The following is a 17908-nucleotide window of genomic DNA, read 5'->3' on the forward strand; positions in this document are numbered from 1 at the left end:
TATGAATCATAACGCCCTCATTGGCATCATCACTCATTTATATACTCGACCCAAGCCGAGCAATTTTTTGCAAAATCGTTTTAGAAAAAATAAGTGCTCAGTCTTAGCTTTTCTAATACGACTTTTCTGCAATAGTCCTGACTTAATAACACATCATTTCCACTTAAAATGTTGATAAAATGTACAAAAATTCAACATTTTTCAGATATAGTCATTTGTTAATCGTAACATGATCTCAGAAATGCAATTGATTTTTTTGACACATACCTCCTATAAATTGGCGAAATACACTGATTCTATTTTCATCTAACATATGGTGCTTTATTTAAAAAACAGATGCAATTTAGACCAAAGTCCAACACCGCTATTTCAGATAAAATAAAAGAGAGCACATCTCTCAATCTGCCCTCTCACTTACACGTTACATGATAACATCTAAAAATAAATATTGCAGCTAAACTTGGCATTTGCCCATGCTTTACAACAAAATAGCAGCACTGGATTACAATTGTGTGCAACTTTAGTCGGCTAAATGCTGTTTTTGTCTATTTATCCAACAGTTATACCTAAAAAATATCAAATACTCACTTTTTAATCACTTCTTTGCATGCAACATTTTTCATTTACGTACTCATCAAAAACAAGCAACTTATCACACGACTTTTATCGTAATTTTGGCACAAAAAAAAGCACACCTAGGTGTGCTTTTTTCAACTGATCACGCAGTCTATTAGCCAGCCATATCTAAAAGCATGTTACGGATGTGACCGATTGCTTTAGTTGGGTTCAAGCCTTTAGGACATACAGATACACAGTTCATAATACCTTTACAACGGAACAAAGAGAATGGGTCGTCAAGACGAGCCAAACGCTCTTGAGTTGCAGTATCACGCGAATCGATAATGAAACGATATGCATTCAACAACGCTGAAGGACCCAAGAACTTGTCTGGGTTCCACCAGAATGATGGGCATGAAGTTGAACAACATGCACAAAGAATACATTCATACAAACCATCAAGATGCTCACGCTCTTCTTGAGATTGTAAACGCTCTTTTGGTGGCGCAGGTTGGTTGTTGATCAAGAACGGATGAATCTTGTTATACTGATCGTAGAACTGATTCATGTCTACAACCAAGTCTTTAATTACAGGAAGACCTGGAAGCGGACGAATTGTGATCACTTCTGGTAAATCGTTTAGGTTCCAAAGACACGCTAAACCATTTTTACCATTGATGTTTACACCATCAGAACCACAAATACCTTCACGACATGAACGACGGAATGTCAAAGATTCGTCTTGTACTTTCAATTCAAGAAGTGCATCAAGCAACATACGGTGCTTATCAGTCAATTCAAGCTTAAAAGTTTGCATGTACGGTGCTTTATCCTTATCAGGATCGTAGCGGTAGATATTAAATGTACGAGTACCTCTACTCATCTTACTTCTCCCAATTAGAATGTACGTGGTTTAGGTGGAATAGCAGCTACAGTAAGCGGCTTGTAACGTACTGGTTTGTACTCAAGACGGTTATCTGTAGAGAACCATAAAGTATGCTTCATCCACTCATCATCACGACGACCATAAGAATAAGTTGGGTGATCTGGTGGTAACTCAAAGTCTACAACCGTATGCGCACCACGACATTCTTTACGTGCAGCAGCTGAGATTAGTGTCGCTTTAGCAACTTCATACAAGTTTTCAACTTCTAATGCTTCTACACGTGCAGTGTTGAATACTTTAGATTTGTCTTTCAAATGAATGTTGCGAACACGTGGCTCAAGCGCAAGAATTTGTTTCACACCTTCATCAAGCAATGCTGAAGTACGGAATACACCTGCGTGGTCTTGAACGATGTTACGAATTGCATCAGCAACTTCTTGAGCGTTTTCACCTGAAGTCGATTCGTCAAGTTTACGAATACGGTTCACAGTATTTTCAAGTACAGTTGTTGGAAGTGGTTCGTACTCACCATCATGTTGCTTAGTCACATACTCAATGATGTGTTGACCAGCAGCCTTACCAAATACAACCAAGTCAAGCAATGAGTTTGTACCTAAACGGTTTGCACCGTGTACAGATACACATGAACACTCACCAATTGCATAGAAACCTTTTACTGGTTTAGCAAAGTCACGGTCACCCGCGTTGGTTGTATATGTATCAGTTTCTGCGTTGTAGTTCGCAACCAACTCTTGAGTTTCACGGCTTTCTGGAACAACCACTTGACCATGAATATTGGTTGGAATACCACCCATTTGGTAATGGATTGTAGGCACAACAGGAATTGGCTCTTTAGTACAGTCAACGTTCGCGAATTTCTTACCAATCTCAAATACAGATGGAAGACGCTTCATGATTGTGTCTGCACCTAAGTGCGTCATATCAAGCAAGATGTAGTCTTTGTTTGGACCACAACCACGACCTTCTTTAATTTCTTGGTCCATAGAACGTGATACGAAGTCACGTGGCGCCAAGTCTTTCAAAGTTGGTGCATAACGCTCCATGAACGGTTCGCCTGAATCGTTACGAAGGATACCACCCTCACCACGACAGCCTTCCGTTAACAATACGCCCGCGCCCGCAACACCTGTTGGGTGGAACTGCCAGAATTCCATATCTTGTAATGGAATACCTGCACGCGCAGCCATACCAAGACCGTCACCAGTGTTGATATATGCGTTTGTAGATGCACGGTACACACGACCTGCACCACCTGTAGCAAACAATGTCGCTTTCGCTTGGAATACTGCGATTTTACCTGTTTCTTGGTCAATTGCAGTCACACCTAGTACATCGCCAGCTTCGTTACGGATCAAATCAAGAGCAATCCATTCTACGAAGAATTGAGTACCCATTTTCACGTTGCTTTGATAAAGCGTGTGAAGAAGTGCGTGACCTGTACGGTCAGCTGCAGCACATGCACGTGGAACTGCTTTTTCACCGTAGTTTGCAGAGTGACCACCGAATGGACGTTGGTAAATTGTACCGTCTGCGTTACGGTCAAATGGCATACCCAAGTGTTCTAATTCATAAACCACTTGTGGCGCTTCACGCGTCATGAATTCAATCGCGTCTTGGTCGCCCAACCAGTCAGAACCTTTTACCGTGTCGTAAAAGTGGTAGTGCCAGTTATCTTCTTGCATGTTACCAAGAGATGCACCAATACCACCCTGCGCTGCAACAGTGTGTGAACGTGTAGGGAATACTTTAGTCAATACCGCAACTTTCAAACCTGCTTGAGCAAGTTGGTAAGATGCACGCATACCTGAACCACCACCACCAACAATGACTGCGTCAAAGAATTGGTGTGGAATATTTGTATAATCTTCTTTAGGGTTAATCGCGCCCATGATATTTTCCTATCAATTCGCCCAGAAAATCTGGATTGCCCAGATTGCGTATGCAAAAACAGCAATAATCACTGCTGAAGTCAGCACTAGGCGTAAACCTGAAGCTGAAGGACCCATTTGACGAGTAGTCACATAGTCAGTGAATACTTGCCACATACCGATCCAAGCATGTGCAACAAGAGATAAGACTGCCAATAAAGACATAATCTTCATTGGTAATGTCATCATAAAGCCGTACCACTGTTCAAAGTTGAATCCACCGTTAAGAAGAATCCAACCAAATACCACAACGGTATAAACAGCAAGAACAACAGCACTAATACGTTGGATAAACCAATCGCGAGAACCTGAACCCGTTAAACCTGTAGCACTTTTCATTAGATTACAATCCATACAAATGCTGCAACGATACCGATAGCAGACAAGATCAATGAAATAGTAGCTGCAATGCGACCACTTTGCAGTTCTTCTGCAAAACCAAGGTCAGCAAGTAAGTGCTTAACACCAGCAATGAAGTGATAGATTAAGCCGGCTACAAATACCCATACGATAAAGCGCACAAAGAAACCGTTAAAAATTTCTTGAACTTGAGCAAAACCTTCAGGTGAAGACAAAGACTTGTCTAACAACCATAAAAGTACCGGTACGAGTAAAAATACGATGACACCAGAAAGACGGTGTAGAATTGATGCAATAGCCACGGGCGATTTTAAGTTTACTTCTAAAACTTGACCCATGGACAAATTGACAGGTCTGTTGCTTTTCACAGCGGGCATCCTGTAAGTAAAAACTCCATCCGGAGTTTGTTGGAATAAATTCGAAGGAAAGCTGGCATTGTTAGGCAAATTCATGCCTAACCTTAAAACGACACTGAATTATAAAACGTCAACTGTTAAAATACAAACAACTCTACTCGGCTTTTTGGCTAAAAAACCCTTAAATAAGAATCATTAACAAGTATAAAGACAAACCAACTACCATCCACAACCACACAATCAAACATAAATCTATGTTTTTAAATAAATTATTAAAGTGAAAACTCTTGATGACACAATCAGTGGCTTTAGAATATTTAGACTAAAGATAAATTTGTACTTTGTTTTTCAGATGTTCTTCGGGTTTTCACATACTTATATATAAGTAGCAGCACTATATATGTGTGTACTCCACTGTTTGCAGCAATTTACAACCACAACACAAGACTCTTAGATCCAGACAGCCCATCACTTTGCTTTGGTCAAGGTACACCTGATCATGGATTAAACTTTAATGTCGGCACATACCTCAATCTATTTATACAACTTATATTTACTTTAAACACCACACCTAAATAAATATTAAAAATGATAATCATCATGCGAATGAATAACTTATCCAGTATTTTTTGTATCTGTATGGATAAATAACCGCGCTTTATTCACAAAGATTTCATCATTTCCCACTCAAAATATGATGGATCATGGCTATTTTCAGGAGTTTAATCAGTCATTTTTTGATCAATCAATATCGAATTTAAATACCAGACTTACTGCCTATTACAAACAATCTGACCACCCTACCGTGTATGTAAAAACGTGTAAGTTATGAGAATTAGATAAATTTAAGTATTGGACTGAATCCTGCTAAAGAAATAGCACATCAAAACTAGTATTTAAAATTGCTTACAATTAATCCGTATTGATGATTTTTTTCTGCACATCCGACAAATTTTGACTTATGATACGGCGGCTGTGCTGTGATTTTATTGATTTTTTTACTGGAATTTTTTCGGCTTTTTCTATAAACAGTCGTCTGCTTAATCCATAAGTATAATTGACAAAATTTCAGTACTCTCTAATCTTAGAGCTAATTTTTAATCCGTCTGACTTGCGCATTAAAAGATTGATACTTCGAGTCAGATCAACATTCACCAGGACAGGAGATCTATTGAATGTCTGAAGCAACTGGCAAAAAAGCCGTATTACAGCTTGATGGAAAAGAAATTGAATTACCAATTTACAGCGGCACATTAGGCCCAGATGTAATTGACGTTAAGGATGTGTTGGCGGCAGGTCACTTTACTTTTGATCCTGGTTTTATGGCAACAGCGTCTTGCGAGTCTAAAATTACGTTCATTGATGGTAACAAAGGTATTCTTTTACACCGTGGTTACCCAATTGACCAATTAGCGACTAAAGCTGACTACTTAGAAACTTGCTACTTATTATTAAATGGCGAGCTTCCAACTGCAGAACAAAAAGCTGATTTTGACGCTAAAGTTCGTAACCACACTATGGTTCACGACCAAGTAAAACGTTTCTATAACGGTTTCCGTCGTGACGCTCACCCTATGGCAATCATGGTAGGTGTTGTTGGTGCGTTATCTGCGTTCTATCACAACAACTTAGACATCGAAGATGTTAACCACCGTGAAATCACAGCGATTCGTTTAATCGCGAAGATTCCTACTTTAGCGGCTTGGAGCTACAAGTACACTGTTGGTCAACCATTTGTTTACCCACGTAACGACTTAAGCTACGCAGAAAACTTCTTGTACATGATGTTTGCTACACCAGCAGACCGTGATTACAAAGTAAACCCTGTTCACGCTCGCGCAATGGATCGTATTTTCACGCTTCACGCTGACCACGAACAAAACGCGTCTACTTCAACTGTACGTTTAGCTGGTTCTACTGGCGCTAACCCATACGCATGTATCTCTGCAGGTATTTCTGCACTTTGGGGTCCTGCTCACGGTGGTGCGAACGAAGCTGTTCTTAAGATGCTTGATGAAATCGGCTCTGTAGAACACGTTGCTGAGTTCATGGAAAAAGTGAAGACTAAAGAAGTTAAACTTATGGGCTTTGGTCACCGCGTTTATAAAAACCATGACCCACGTGCAACTGTAATGAAGCAAACTTGTGACGAAGTACTTAACGACTTAGGTATCAACGATCCACAACTCGCTCTTGCAATGGAACTTGAGCGTATTGCGTTATCTGATGAATACTTCATCAAGCGTAACTTATACCCTAACGTAGACTTCTACTCAGGTATCATCCTTAAAGCGATTGGTATCCCAACAGAAATGTTTACTGTAATTTTCGCACTTGCACGTACAGTTGGTTGGATCAGCCACTGGTTAGAAATGCACAGCGGTCCTTACAAAATCGGTCGTCCTCGTCAGCTTTACACTGGCCACACTCAACGCGACATCAACCGTTAATTCGGTCTGCGTTGTAGCGTGTAAAACGACACGACAAAAAAACCACCTTCGGGTGGTTTTTTTATTGCTTTTATTTAGCTCACCAAACTCATTTCTGTTTGGTTTGTCCTAAACCACAACCAAAACGTAAAATAAAATTTAGATCATTGCGGATTTAGGCTATATTTTTGATGTCTGCCACTTACGACTCATTTCCATGCTACAACTGCATTTATTCATTCTCAGCTTATTGATGCGACTGCTCAAACTAGATCAGTTTAGATGTCGAAGCCTAACTGCAATGGAAATACAGTTGTGCCAATCTGTGTTTGGCAATCTGATTGACTACAGCCAAGTCAAAGTCATGAACCATCCTTATTTGCCTTGGCAGCCACAGCACATTTTTATGGCCCCCTGTGGCTATATTCATGTGCGTAATCGGCATTATCTAGCCGACTACAGCCAAGCACACCGTGGCTATCAAGCGATCTTTATTCATGAGATGGCGCACATTTTACAGCATCAACATCACATCAATGTCTTACTGCGTGGTGCGGTATTGCAAACCGCGTATTTTTTGAGTTTTAAGCGTTACAATCCATATCATTATCGCTTAATTGAAGCGAAACCTTTTTTTGCTTACAACATTGAGCAACAAGGTGAAATTGCCAAAGATATTTTTCTTAAAAAAATAGACAATATTATTTTAAACAGCCCGCACCGCTCGACTTAGCTCACTCATCTTGGTACATGCTTATTTCACGAAAAACACATGCATCATACAACCTAAAAATATAATGCTTTTCAAATAAATAGCATAAAAATTCTGTCACATTTCAATGATATTCTTGCAGACAAGACAATAAAGTGTATTCGATGCTAGCATCTATTCTAAATTAAGATAAAATAGCAAAAGTCTCCATTTTTGCACTGCAAAATAAGATCTTTATCTGTTAGATAATAAATGGTTTTTATTTGTGCCTTTCGGCAGTCGTTTAATCCACAATACACTACGCTGAAATTTTTATAACAATAATCATCAGCCACTTACGTGTATTCTACACCTATAGGAATAGGACTTAATTTAAATGAAATCTTTTAAAATTGCCCTTGCACAGTTCTCTCCACACATTGGCAATCTCGAAGCAAACGCGCAAAAAATGCTTGAACAAGCAAATGAAGCGAAAAAACAACATGCAGATTTGATTATTTTTCCTGAACTTTCAATTTTGGGCTACCCTGCAGAAGATTTATTACTGCGCCCAAGCTTGAATCAACGCACACAACAAGCATTTGAACAATTACGTGAAATTAAAGATATTGTTTTAGTTTTCGGCTTTGTCAATGAAACTGAAGATGGTCAGCGCTTTAACTCGGCTGCCGTCATGAAAGATGGCAACATCTTAGGTATTTACAACAAGCAAAATTTACCAAATTATGCTGTATTTGATGAAAAACGCTATTTTGATGAAGGTCATCAACACTTAGTTTTTGAATACCTTGGTCATAAATTTGGCGTTTTGATTTGCGAAGATTTATGGTCTTTGCCAACCGTGCAGCAATTGGCACAGTTGAATGTAGAAACTGCATTGGTCTTGAACGCATCGCCTTATGAAGTGGGTAAACCGCAGCATCGTGTACAGACCATGACCGAACTGGCAAAACAATTACATCTCAATGTGGTGTATGTAAACCAAGTTGGCGGTCAAGATGATTTAATCTTCGATGGTACGAGCTTTGTGATTAACCAAGCAGGCAATGTTGCATTACAAGCCCCAACCTACCAAGAAGGTTTATTCTACGCAGAATATGACGCTGCACAGAAGCACTTTAAAACTGCCGAAATTAGCCCAGCTTTAGACACCCTTGCAGAAATCTATCAAGGTTTAGTGCTCGCAACCCGTGACTACGTGCAACGCTCTGGCTTCCCTGGTGTAATTCTTGGCTTGTCGGGCGGAATTGATTCAGCGCTCACTCTTGCTATTGCGGTTGATGCAATTGGTGCAGATAAGGTACAAGCGGTAATGATGCCGTACACTTATACCGCGCAAATTAGTGTGGAAGATGCTGCAGAGCAAGCCAAAACTTTAGGCGTGACTTTTGGTATTGCCGAAATTCACCCGATCGTAAATAGCTTTATGCAAACGCTGTATCCTTTCTTTGGTAACAGCCCTAGCGATACCACAGAAGAAAATCTACAAGCCCGTGCCCGCGGCACAATCTTAATGGGTCTGTCGAATAAGTTTGGTAACCTCGTGCTTTCTACAGGTAACAAATCTGAGTTAGCAGTTGGCTATTGCACGCTTTATGGCGATATGGTCGGTGGTTATGCGGTACTCAAAGATGTGTACAAAACCATTGTGTTTGAACTGGCTAAATACCGTAACAGTATTGCCGATACTCCTGTGATTCCTGAGCGTGTGATCACGCGCCCACCTTCAGCAGAATTACGTCCTGACCAAAAAGACCAAGATTCTTTACCACCATACGAAGTGCTCGATGCGATTTTGTATGCGTATATTGAAGAAGATCAGAGCCAAGAAGACATCATTAGCAAAGGCTTTGAACGCGCGATGGTCGAGAAAGTCATTCAATTGGTTGATCGCAACGAGTACAAGCGTCGCCAAGGTGCATTAGGACCACGTATTAGTTCACGCGCTTTTGGTCGTGAACGTCGCTATCCGCTCGTCAATGGTTGGAAAGCAGGGATTTAACGCTAAAGCATTGCTTAAACAAAGATATAAAAAACCAAGCTACGGCTTGGTTTTTTTGTACCTGCCATTAAACCAATGCTGCAAAAAGTAGCCTAAAATTTTGACATAAAAAAAGACCAAGCTGAGAGCTTAGTCTATAAAAATGGTGGCTATGACGGGACTTGAACCTGTGACCCCCGCATTATGAGTGCGGTGCTCTAACCAACTGAGCTACATAGCCATAAACTGTGTGCGCATTATCTAAACTTAGCCCTGCATCGTCAAGTATTTTAATTTACAAACGCTCACAGTTTAAGCAAAAACAGTGCAATTTGTTTAATTTTAATCAAATTACTATTTTCTTACGGAGATTCTTAAATATTTGCAGCAAAATCTATATCAAGTCACACAGAAAAAAGAGAATAAATTCAACCATGATCTTGAAGTCTATAATACTGAGTAGCCTTGTTGTTGGCTTAAGTTCCTGCGCTTTGGTTTCACCTGTTTTTGTAGATTACAACGGCGTACGGCGTGATGTTGCGCAATTTATCAATTCTAAAATGAGTTATAGCATCGCAGACCGACGTGTTTTGGTTGCTTATGCCAAAGGACAGCAAAAGATTTTAACGGCGCATCAACTGAATGCTGCAGCGCAGCAACAACTGGCTTATGAGCGTGCTGTAGGGCGTTATTGTGCATCACAACACATTTCGCTAAAAAAATTAAATCAGGTCGATGCCAAAATTTTTGCTCACTCTGATCAACAAGCCAATTGGCAACAGATTCAAAACCTACAAATGCAGATTCAACTGGATACAGCTCAAATAGATTGCACAAATAAATTTTAAACAAAAAAAGACCACGTTAGTGAACGTGGTCTGAAAAATGGTGGCTATGACGGGACTTGAACCTGTGACCCCCGCATTATGAGTGCGGTGCTCTAACCAACTGAGCTACATAGCCAAAAACTGTGCGCGCATTATCTGCTGTAATCTAGGTAACGTCAAGCCTTATCACGCATCAATTGCTTAAAATTTGGTGAAGTGAACCGATAAGCCGGGTTCTGTCGAGAACGATCATTCCTCTAGGCGTACAATCACTCATACGCTCAAGCGACCTACCCGAATCCAGTACGGGCCGTACCTCAGGATTCCTATTTGGTCTTGCTTCTGGTGGGGTTTACCATGCCATGAACTGTTACCAGCCATGCGGTGCGCTCTTACCGCACCCTTTCACCCTTACCTTCAATTTCTTCCGAAAAAGAAACCATATGAAGGCGGTCTACTCTCTGCTGCACTTTCCGTCGGCTCACGCCGCCCAGGCGTTACCTGGCACCCTGCCCTATGAAGCCCGGACTTTCCTCCCCTGTTTCAGTCACGGAGACCTCCACAGCAGCGATCGTCTGGTTCACTTCGAAGGCGCATCTTAGCAAAATTATAAGTTAATTGCTTGCGCTTTTTTGAGCAATCAGTTTTTTATATTTTTCCAGCAATTGTTCCTGTGTTTCTACATGCTCTGGATCGAGCGGAATACAATCGACTGGGCAAAATAACTGACACTGCGGCTGCTCGTGATGTCCTACACATTCAGTACATAATGCTGGATTAATCTCATAAATCAGCTCACCCATATAAATTGCCTCATTTGGGCATACAGGTTCACAGACATCACAGTTAATACATTCATCGGTAATATATAAAGACACGCTACCAACCTTGTCGTAATTTACGCTCAAAGGCTTCGACCACAACAGGTGCAACAAATTTAGTCACATCACCTTTTAAGCGTGCAATTTCACGAACTAATGTAGAAGAAATAAATGAATATTGCTCTGAAGGAGTCAGAAATACCGCTTCATATTTCGCATCTAATTGACGGTTCATATTTGCCAACTGAAATTCATATTCAAAATCTGAAACAGCACGCAAACCACGCAAAACTGCAGTCGCATTTTGCTCACGGAAAAAATTAACCAATAAACCATCAAATCCGACAAATTCAACATTAGGCAAATGCTTTAAAGATGCCTGTGCCAATTCCACACGTTCTTCCAAAGTAAAAATTGGATTTTTATGATGTCCAATGGCAATTGCGACCACGACTTCATCAAACATTTTTGCAGCACGTGTCACCAAGTCAATATGACCATTAGTAATCGGGTCAAAGGTGCCCGGATAAATTACGCGAGTTTTAGACATCCATTATGCTCTAGTTGGTTTTGTCAAAGTTAGTTTAACAAATACAAAAAATTTTAGTGAACTAAAGTCTACCAAATTATGAAATATCAAAGCAGTTTAGCCAACAGTTGTGATGATTTTGATTTGTCAGCAAGCCTTGGTTTGAGGCACAATAGTCATAAGTTTGGAAGTAATTGAATATGGCGAAGCTAACTGTAGTTAAAAAAAATACGGGCGGAACAATTGCACAGAATAAACGTGCACGCCACGATTATTTTATTGAAGAAAAATTTGAAGCAGGACTTTCTTTGCAAGGTTGGGAAGTCAAATCTTTGCGCGCAGGACGTATGACTATTACCGAAAGTTATATCCTGTTTCGTGACAATGAAGCCTTTTTATTTGGTGCACAAATTCAACCACTCTTGTCGGCTTCAACGCATGTAGTGCCTGAAGCGACCCGTACCCGCAAACTCTTACTTTCACGACGTGAAATTGAGAAGTTGATGGGTGCAGTCAATCAAAAAGGTTATTCTTGCGTACCTTTAGCATGTTATTGGAAAGGCCCTTTAGCGAAGCTTGAAATTGCTTTGGTGAAAGGTAAACAATTGCACGATAAACGCGCTTCTGAAAAAGACCGCGATTGGCAGCGTGATAAAGCACGTTTGATGCACAAATAATTTTGCACATTCCGCCCATAAAAAATGCTCGAGATCAACATCGAGCATTTTTTATGGAAGTTGTAAAACTAAAAATGCTTAGTCTTTAAGTTTTAATTCCACCAAATATTTACCAAATTTGACTGCAGTTTCCAAATCACCTTCGGGTGGCGTAACTTCAACACTGGCATTATCAGACTGCGTCATTAAACCCAAAAAGCTCGACATGCGGTTAATATCGTGTGGACTACGCCCTGTCGGCATAAACGGTAAACCTGACCACAACATGCCATGCTGCATCGCAAATAAATTAATTTGTTGCAGCACCGCCAGTTTATCGCCACTTAAACCACCGCCATTGGTAAAACCTGCCGCCAGTTTGCCCTGCCAAGTTCTGGCCAACCAACGCTTAGACGATTGCTCCATAAACTGTTTTAAAGCCGAAGTAATGCTGCCCATATAAGTTGGACAGCCCATAATGATAATATCGGCTTGATCTAGGCTATCCCATTCAATTTCAGCCACATCCATCAAAGTCACCTGAGCATCCATTTGCGCAGCACCTTGTGCAATATGCTGTGCCACCTTAGCAGTATGACCATAAGGACTGTGATAAACCACCGCCACACGAATAGCAGCGCAAGAAGATGTTGAATGAGTCACTGACATGAGAATGTTTAAAACCAAATAATTAAGTCAAGTTTAACACTAAGCCTGCATAAACACGAATGTTGCCATACGTCCTGTACGTGCTTGACGGCGGTAAGAATAGTAATCATCGGCTTGTTGATACGAGCACTGATCACCGCCCAAGACCGTTGTAACACCATGCTGCTGCAAAATAAAACGCGCGATCGCATACAAGTCAGTAAGATATTTACCTTGCTGCTGCCCTGCAATAAAAGCCGTGTCTAATTCAGGATATTTATCGCAAAATGCCTGTTTCACCTCAGCCCCAACTTCAAAACACGGCTGACTAATAGCCGCACCCAACCACGCCCATGTTGGAGCACTTTGCATTTCGACGATGGTGTTTTCGATAATACCGTTGGCAAGACCACGCCAGCCTGCATGCAGATTCGCAACCTCAGTGCCTTCGGCATTGCCCAAAACCACAGGTAAACAGTCTGCGGTCATCATCATTAAAGCATGCGCTTTACGCTGAGTGACCAAACCATCGCCTTCTAAAGCTTCACAAGTGATTTGCTCATTAATGGTCTGACACAACACGCTATGTGTTTGCGTCATCCACGTCATTTTATCGACCCCATATTCAGCAAACTCTGCCAGTAAACTCATACGATGCTGCTGCACACGCCATGCATCATCCTGCACATGCAGCGCCAGATTAAAACCAGATACATCGGCACAGTCTGTCGCTAAAGCTTGCACATGTTGTATGCGGGTTTGCCCAACATACACACCTGCAGGTAATCCTTGAACAAATTGCATAAATCTATCCTTAGTCGTTTTCTGGCATTGCCGTATCTGAGTTGATCTTGTTAATGCTGTCTATGCAACAATTAATAGGCAGCATTTTCACTGCGTAACACGTCTACCAATTGTTTAAAGTCTTCAGGCCACGGCGCTTCAAACATCATTTCTTCTTGAGTACGTGGATGCACCAAACCGAGTTTGACGGCATGTAAGGCCTGACGTTTAAAGTTACGCAAGGTATCGTTTAATAATGCCGATGCGCCTGCTGGCACACGTACACGTGGCGTATAAACAGGATCGCCAACCAAACCATAACCAATATAACTTAGATGCACACGAATTTGATGAGTACGTCCAGTTTCCAAACGCGCCTGAACACGAGTGAAATGCTGAAAGCGTTCTTTAACATTGTAATGTGTGACGGCGTCTTTGCCGCCCGGCAAAACAGCCATTTTCACTCGATCTACAGGATGGCGTTTAATCGGCTCATCGACAGTGCCTCCCGCAATCATGTTGCCGTACACCACCAAGTCGTATAAACGATAAACTGACTTTTTCGCCAGTTGCTTGGTCAAGGCAAACTGTGCTTCCATATTTTTGGCAACCACCAGCAAACCCGAAGTATCTTTATCAATACGATGCACCAAACCTGCACGAGTTAACTCTGCCGATTTTGGATAATGATGCAGCAAGGCATTTACCAGAGTTCCAGAGCTATTTCCCGCCCCCGGATGCACCACCATGCCCACAGGTTTATTAATCACCATGATGTCATCATCTTCATAAATAATATCCAGTGGAATATCTTCAGGCAGGCTGCGGGTTTGCGCTTCAAGCTCGACTTCTAGGGTAAGAAGCTCATCACCTTCACACTTATATTTAGGTTTGACCGTGTTACCATTTACCAACAAATGACCGTCTTTGAGCCACTGTTTTAGCTTTTCACGTGAAAATTCACTCCAAATGATGGCTGCAACTTGGTCGATGCGTAGTCCTAAGTGGCTGTCATCCAATTGAAATTGCAACGATAAACGTGTTGCAGTTGAGTCTGAAGTATGGTTATCTGCATCCTCAGCATCTTCAAGTAAATTGAACTCAGTTTCAGGTAAATTGGAATGGGTAGATTGTGCTTGACTCATTTGCTCATTCAGACAAAAGTGGTTTAATAGCGCAATTGTAGCTCATTGCCCGTATTAACAGAGGAATTTTTATGTCGCTACCACGTTATAAAATAACAATGCTTGCTCTTTCACTCGGCGTTGCGTCTGCAATTGTGGGCTGTAGCAGCAATCCAAAAAAAGAAGTGGTCGATACTGGTCCGCAATCTAGCGAACAGGTTTATATTGAAAAAGCAGAAAAAGCACTGGATCGTGGTCAATACACCGATGCCGTTAAGCATCTTGAAGCTTTAGAAACCTATTATCCAACGGGTGATTATGCGCAGCAAGCGCAGCTTGAATTGTTGTATGCAAAATTCCAGCAAAAAGATTATGAAGGCGCAATTGCTGTTGCAGATCGTTTTATCCGCATGAACCCGCAGCATCCTAAAGCCGATTATGCCTACTATGTACGTGGTGTGGCGAATATGGAACAAAACTATGATGGTTTGTTGCGTTATACCTCGCTCAAGCAATCACACCGTGATGTTAGCTATTTAAAACTGGCCTATCAAAACTTTGTCGATTTTATCCGTCGCTATCCATCAAGCACTTATGCGGTAGATGCTGCACAGCGCATGCAGTTTATTGGTCAGGAACTGGCGGAAGCCGAAATGAATGCGGCACGTTATAACATTAAACGTAAAGCATGGGTGGCTGCAGTAGAGCGTTCATTGTGGGTAGTTGAGCATTATCCGCAAACTCCGCAAATTCCAGAAGCGTTGGCAACGGTGGCTTATGGTTATGGCAAACTGGGCGATCAAGCCACAGCTAAGCAATATATTGATGTGTTGAAACTGAACTATCCAAATTTGGTTAAAGCAGATGGTAGCGTGAATTTACGTGCTGCCCGTCATGACGCAAGCTGGATTAACCGTGCAACTTTGGGTATTTTCGGACGTGAAGCGCAAAGCAGCACTGAAACACAACAGTCAGATACTAAAGCACAAGCAGAGCCATCACGCAGCCTCACCAACCGTTTGAGTTTTGGCTTGCTCGATCGTCCAAAATCTCAAAACGACAGCACTGAATAAAACCATTCCGACTGATTTTTCAGTTTTGAAAAATGCAAAGGGCAAGTTATGATACTTGCCCTTTGTTCTTTTATGGGCTTGTTTCCTGTCCTAGAAAAAGATACAAAAGAGAATACTCATTGAGTCAATCAGCACAGTCTGATGTATTCAACCTGTTCGGCGAACCTTTCACTACCAAGAGATAACAGACAAAACCGTATGGCCATTCCACAGCACACGATTGATCAAATTTTAGATCGCACTGATATTGTCGATCTGATTAGTCAGCGCGTGAAATTAAAAAAAACTGGTCGTACCTATTCGGGCTGCTGCCCGTTCCATCAGGAAAAAACCCCGTCTTTTCACGTTTACCGTGACAAGCAGTATTATCATTGCTTTGGCTGTCAGGCAAATGGTAACGCCATCCGTTTTTTAATGGATATTGATAACCGCAATTTTGTAGATGTCATGAAAGACTTGGCCAGTCAAACAGGCATCGAACTCCCAAAAGATCAGCACGACAATAAAAAACTCTCTTATAAACGTGAAGCCAAAAAGCCAACACCGATAGCTCAACCCAAACCAACAGCAAAAGACCAGAATGAAACTTCTGCAGCTCAAACCACATCAAGCGAACATACTTTTGAAGCTTCTGGCATCGACTTTGATCCTTTTGCCGAGTTTCAAAGTGCTGAATACGCAAACTCGGAATTTCAAAACAATGCCGACCCGTTTGCAGGTTTTGAGCAATGGGACACCATGCAGGACACACCTGCACAAGAAGGCAACTTATACGACTTGCTAGAAAATATAGCGCAATATTATGAGCAGCAATTGCCGCACAGCCCTGCCGCGCAACAGTATTTTCAAAAACGTGGTTTAACCGCACAAACCTTGCAGTTTTGGCGCTTGGGTTACGCACCCGAAGATTGGCAGCATTTAGAAAAAGCCTTTCCGCAAGACATTGCAGGTTTAAAACTGCTAGGCTTAATTCGTACCAGTGACAAGGGACGTGACTTCGATTTATTACGTGATCGGGTGATTTTTCCAATCCGTGACAGCAAAGGACGTGTGGTCGGCTTTGGTGGTCGCGCACTTAATGATGAAATCAAACCCAAATACATCAACTCGCCCGATTCGGAAGTGTTTCATAAAAACCAATTGCTCTATGGTTTATATGAAGGACGCAAACAAAAAGCCCAAGATTATTTAATGGTCGAAGGCTATATGGATGTGATTGCCTTGCAGCAATACGGCATTCATGGTGCTGTAGCGACACTCGGTACAGCCAGTAATACCGATCATTTAAACATTCTATTCCGCCAAAACAACCGCATTACCATCGCGTTTGATGGCGATGCCGCAGGTCAAAAAGCCGCACGTCGTACACTGGAAATTGCACTGCCTTTGCTCAATGATGGACGTGAACTGAAGTTCTTTGTTTTACCCAATGAGCACGACCCTGACTCACTTATTCGTCGTGAAGGCATCGAAAATTTCCGACGTTTATTAGATCAAGCACCTTTGCTATCAGATTTTGTCTTTGCGCATCTCACCCAAAACCATAATATCAGTACCCCTGAAGGCAAAAGTCAGGTCATGGGTGAACTGCGGCAGTTGACCGAACTTTTGCCCAAAACGGGTTCTTATCGCTATTTGCTGCAACAGTTTTTCCGTGAAAAGTTAGGCTTTAACCGTAAATGGCAGGCACAGACCAATAACGATGCATCTTTGAGTTTTAGCACCAAAGTCGATGCCGAAGAATATGTGATTGCGATTCTAATCAATCACCCGTATTTGTATATTCACTTTGAACCGTTACGTGCGCTGATTCCAAATGATCATCTGCTACACCAAATCTTAAATATTTTAAATACTATTTTTGATGATCTACCCGATGATCCTGAACAAGCCAAATATTATATTTTGGGTGCATGCTCAGCGTATCACTATGAATTACAGCGCATTTTACAACAAGCCAATGTCAGTGATTACACGACTTCTCCTGAACACGTCGATAAATTGGCGCAGGATTTTTCGACCAAATTGCAATACGACTGCTTACAGCAAAAAATTCGCTCCAAAAAATTCAGCAGCATTGAAGAAATGAAGCGCTTGAAACATCAAATTTATGAAATTGATAAAAAAAGATCGCTGACCTTGTTAGAGGAATAAGCGATCTGATTAGATTAAGTTTGTATCATCAAAAATCTTTTTTGTGAATCACGTTAATCTTG

General features: G+C 41.4%; 16 protein-coding genes, 2 tRNA genes and 1 other RNA gene. 7 read left to right on the forward strand and 12 right to left on the reverse strand.

Features of this window, described 5'->3' with window-relative positions; genetic code table 11:
- Window positions 1–730: 730 nt before the first annotated feature.
- The 4 genes from E0H79_RS01710 to sdhC are packed head-to-tail and all read right to left on the reverse strand — an operon-like array spanning window position 731 to window position 4130.
- Window positions 731–1441, reverse strand: a complete 711-nt coding sequence (locus E0H79_RS01710) for a succinate dehydrogenase iron-sulfur subunit (protein WP_004972196.1) — start codon at window positions 1439–1441, stop codon at window positions 731–733.
- Window positions 1442–1455: 14 nt separating this feature from the next.
- Window positions 1456–3354: an FAD-binding protein gene (locus E0H79_RS01715; RefSeq protein WP_004972199.1), complete on the reverse strand. Its 1899-nt coding sequence runs from the start codon at window positions 3352–3354 to the stop codon at window positions 1456–1458.
- A gap of 12 nt (window positions 3355–3366) precedes the next feature.
- Complete coding sequence (gene sdhD, locus E0H79_RS01720) at window positions 3367–3732, reverse strand: succinate dehydrogenase, hydrophobic membrane anchor protein (RefSeq protein WP_004972200.1); 366 nt, start codon at window positions 3730–3732, stop codon at window positions 3367–3369.
- Entirely contained in the window at window positions 3732–4130 is a 399-nt protein-coding gene (gene sdhC, locus E0H79_RS01725; RefSeq protein WP_026438062.1) for a succinate dehydrogenase, cytochrome b556 subunit, read from the reverse strand. Before sdhC ends, sdhD begins: the two co-directional genes overlap by 1 nt.
- Before the next feature lie 1154 nt (window positions 4131–5284).
- Here sdhC and gltA point away from each other — a divergent pair.
- From gltA to E0H79_RS01740, 3 genes are all read left to right on the forward strand, one after another.
- The gene (gltA, locus tag E0H79_RS01730) at window positions 5285–6559 is read left to right on the forward strand and encodes a citrate synthase (protein WP_004972202.1); all 1275 of its coding nucleotides are present in this window, start codon (window positions 5285–5287) and stop codon (window positions 6557–6559) included.
- Window positions 6560–6755: 196 nt separating this feature from the next.
- The gene (locus E0H79_RS01735; RefSeq protein ID WP_004972203.1) at window positions 6756–7271 is read left to right on the forward strand and encodes a hypothetical protein; all 516 of its coding nucleotides are present in this window, start codon (window positions 6756–6758) and stop codon (window positions 7269–7271) included.
- Window positions 7272–7626: 355 nt separating this feature from the next.
- A complete protein-coding gene (locus E0H79_RS01740; RefSeq protein ID WP_004972204.1) occupies window positions 7627–9252 on the forward strand; it encodes an NAD+ synthase in 1626 nt (541 codons plus the stop codon).
- 143 nt (window positions 9253–9395) lie between these two features.
- Here the strand turns inward: E0H79_RS01740 and E0H79_RS01745 are convergent.
- Window positions 9396–9472 (reverse strand) — tRNA-Met (locus E0H79_RS01745).
- Between the two features lie 193 nt (window positions 9473–9665).
- Here E0H79_RS01745 and E0H79_RS01750 point away from each other — a divergent pair.
- Window positions 9666–10079 (forward strand): hypothetical protein, encoded by a 414-nt coding sequence (locus tag E0H79_RS01750; RefSeq protein WP_131260675.1) that lies wholly within the window; start codon window positions 9666–9668, stop codon window positions 10077–10079.
- A gap of 38 nt (window positions 10080–10117) precedes the next feature.
- Here the strand turns inward: E0H79_RS01750 and E0H79_RS01755 are convergent.
- The 4 genes from E0H79_RS01755 to coaD form a co-directional block, all read right to left on the reverse strand.
- Window positions 10118–10194: transfer RNA gene (locus E0H79_RS01755), tRNA-Met, on the reverse strand.
- Window positions 10195–10267: 73 nt separating this feature from the next.
- Window positions 10268–10645: RNase P RNA component class A (rnpB, locus tag E0H79_RS01760), an RNA gene on the reverse strand.
- A gap of 27 nt (window positions 10646–10672) precedes the next feature.
- Entirely contained in the window at window positions 10673–10936 is a 264-nt protein-coding gene (locus E0H79_RS01765; protein WP_004972206.1) for a YfhL family 4Fe-4S dicluster ferredoxin, read from the reverse strand.
- A 1-nt stretch (window position 10937) separates the two neighbouring features.
- Window positions 10938–11429 carry a pantetheine-phosphate adenylyltransferase gene (gene coaD / locus E0H79_RS01770; RefSeq protein WP_004972207.1) on the reverse strand — a complete coding sequence of 164 codons (492 nt, stop codon included), beginning with the start codon at window positions 11427–11429 and terminating at the stop codon, window positions 10938–10940.
- A gap of 179 nt (window positions 11430–11608) precedes the next feature.
- Here coaD and smpB point away from each other — a divergent pair, with 179 nt between their 5' ends.
- The gene (gene smpB / locus E0H79_RS01775; RefSeq protein ID WP_004972209.1) at window positions 11609–12085 is read left to right on the forward strand and encodes an SsrA-binding protein SmpB; all 477 of its coding nucleotides are present in this window, start codon (window positions 11609–11611) and stop codon (window positions 12083–12085) included.
- Window positions 12086–12163: 78 nt separating this feature from the next.
- On the opposite strand, the gene E0H79_RS01780 is transcribed toward smpB, so the two are convergent.
- From E0H79_RS01780 to rluD, 3 genes are all read right to left on the reverse strand, one after another.
- Entirely contained in the window at window positions 12164–12733 is a 570-nt protein-coding gene (locus E0H79_RS01780) for a flavodoxin family protein (RefSeq protein WP_004972210.1), read from the reverse strand.
- A gap of 39 nt (window positions 12734–12772) precedes the next feature.
- On the reverse strand, window positions 12773–13516 hold the full coding sequence (pgeF, locus tag E0H79_RS01785) for a peptidoglycan editing factor PgeF (RefSeq protein WP_004972211.1): 744 nt from the start codon (window positions 13514–13516) through the stop codon (window positions 12773–12775).
- A 71-nt stretch (window positions 13517–13587) separates the two neighbouring features.
- The gene (gene rluD, locus E0H79_RS01790; RefSeq protein ID WP_131260676.1) at window positions 13588–14640 is read right to left on the reverse strand and encodes a 23S rRNA pseudouridine(1911/1915/1917) synthase RluD; all 1053 of its coding nucleotides are present in this window, start codon (window positions 14638–14640) and stop codon (window positions 13588–13590) included.
- A gap of 71 nt (window positions 14641–14711) precedes the next feature.
- Here rluD and E0H79_RS01795 point away from each other — a divergent pair, with 71 nt between their 5' ends.
- Window positions 14712–15692, forward strand: coding sequence for an outer membrane protein assembly factor BamD (locus E0H79_RS01795; RefSeq protein ID WP_131260677.1), 981 nt, complete (start codon window positions 14712–14714; stop codon window positions 15690–15692).
- Window positions 15693–15890: 198 nt separating this feature from the next.
- Window positions 15891–17846, forward strand: coding sequence for a DNA primase (locus E0H79_RS01800; protein WP_131260678.1), 1956 nt, complete (start codon window positions 15891–15893; stop codon window positions 17844–17846).
- Window positions 17847–17908: the final 62 nt, after the last annotated feature.

This window comes from Acinetobacter sp. ANC 5045, assembly GCF_004331005.1.
Taxonomy (GTDB): Bacteria; Pseudomonadota; Gammaproteobacteria; order Pseudomonadales; family Moraxellaceae; genus Acinetobacter; species Acinetobacter towneri.

What these genes read in the sequence shown, in the direction of transcription:
- E0H79_RS01710 (WP_004972196.1), bottom strand. Translation starts at nt 1,441, where the DNA reads ATGAGTAGAGGTACTCGTACATTTAATATCTACCGCTACGATCCTGAT.
- E0H79_RS01715 (WP_004972199.1), bottom strand. Translation starts at nt 3,354, where the DNA reads ATGGGCGCGATTAACCCTAAAGAAGATTATACAAATATTCCACACCAA.
- sdhD (WP_004972200.1), bottom strand. Translation starts at nt 3,732, where the DNA reads ATGAAAAGTGCTACAGGTTTAACGGGTTCAGGTTCTCGCGATTGGTTT.
- sdhC (WP_026438062.1), bottom strand. Translation starts at nt 4,130, where the DNA reads ATGCCCGCTGTGAAAAGCAACAGACCTGTCAATTTGTCCATGGGTCAA.
- gltA (WP_004972202.1), top strand. Translation starts at nt 5,285, where the DNA reads ATGTCTGAAGCAACTGGCAAAAAAGCCGTATTACAGCTTGATGGAAAA.
- E0H79_RS01735 (WP_004972203.1), top strand. Translation starts at nt 6,756, where the DNA reads ATGCTACAACTGCATTTATTCATTCTCAGCTTATTGATGCGACTGCTC.
- E0H79_RS01740 (WP_004972204.1), top strand. Translation starts at nt 7,627, where the DNA reads ATGAAATCTTTTAAAATTGCCCTTGCACAGTTCTCTCCACACATTGGC.
- E0H79_RS01750 (WP_131260675.1), top strand. Translation starts at nt 9,666, where the DNA reads ATGATCTTGAAGTCTATAATACTGAGTAGCCTTGTTGTTGGCTTAAGT.
- coaD (WP_004972207.1), bottom strand. Translation starts at nt 11,429, where the DNA reads ATGTCTAAAACTCGCGTAATTTATCCGGGCACCTTTGACCCGATTACT.
- smpB (WP_004972209.1), top strand. Translation starts at nt 11,609, where the DNA reads ATGGCGAAGCTAACTGTAGTTAAAAAAAATACGGGCGGAACAATTGCA.
- E0H79_RS01780 (WP_004972210.1), bottom strand. Translation starts at nt 12,733, where the DNA reads ATGTCAGTGACTCATTCAACATCTTCTTGCGCTGCTATTCGTGTGGCG.
- pgeF (WP_004972211.1), bottom strand. Translation starts at nt 13,516, where the DNA reads ATGCAATTTGTTCAAGGATTACCTGCAGGTGTGTATGTTGGGCAAACC.
- rluD (WP_131260676.1), bottom strand. Translation starts at nt 14,640, where the DNA reads ATGAGTCAAGCACAATCTACCCATTCCAATTTACCTGAAACTGAGTTC.
- E0H79_RS01795 (WP_131260677.1), top strand. Translation starts at nt 14,712, where the DNA reads ATGTCGCTACCACGTTATAAAATAACAATGCTTGCTCTTTCACTCGGC.
- E0H79_RS01800 (WP_131260678.1), top strand. Translation starts at nt 15,891, where the DNA reads ATGGCCATTCCACAGCACACGATTGATCAAATTTTAGATCGCACTGAT.